This window comes from Bartonella sp. MF74HXZ (assembly GCF_042194445.1).
In the GTDB taxonomy this organism is placed as follows: domain Bacteria; phylum Pseudomonadota; class Alphaproteobacteria; order Rhizobiales; family Rhizobiaceae; genus Bartonella; species Bartonella grahamii.
Genome location: NZ_JBHIMW010000033.1, coordinates 329 through 665, shown reverse-complemented (window position 1 = coordinate 665; position 337 = coordinate 329). Strand labels below are relative to the sequence as shown.

Genomic DNA, 337 nt, shown 5'->3' with positions numbered 1-337 from the left:
CGCCCCCGAGAGGGACGACGTATCTGGGGGAATAAGGGCCAAGCGGGATGGCGTGCGGTATGGCCGCGCCGTCCAAGTAGAAACAACAAAGGACAGATCAATCTCTATATTGTTGGTGTTGATGCAGCAAAAGATATTATCACGGCACGGTTTAAAAAATCCGGTCCTGAAGCATCGGGTGCTGGTGCAACACACTTTCACAAAAGCCTTGATCGGGAATATTTTGACCAGCTAACCGCTGAAAGAAAAGTCATCAAATATTTTAAAGGCTTCAAGCGTATTGAATGGCAAAAAAGTGAAAAGGCAAGAAACGAAGCCGTGGACTGTAGGGTCTATG

At 47.2% G+C, this 337-nt stretch carries 1 protein-coding gene; it reads left to right on the top strand.

Annotated features, from left to right (window positions below):
* A partial coding sequence (locus tag ACFIJ8_RS08495) for a terminase gpA endonuclease subunit (protein WP_375639393.1) occupies nt 1-337 on the top strand: 337 nt, incomplete at both ends.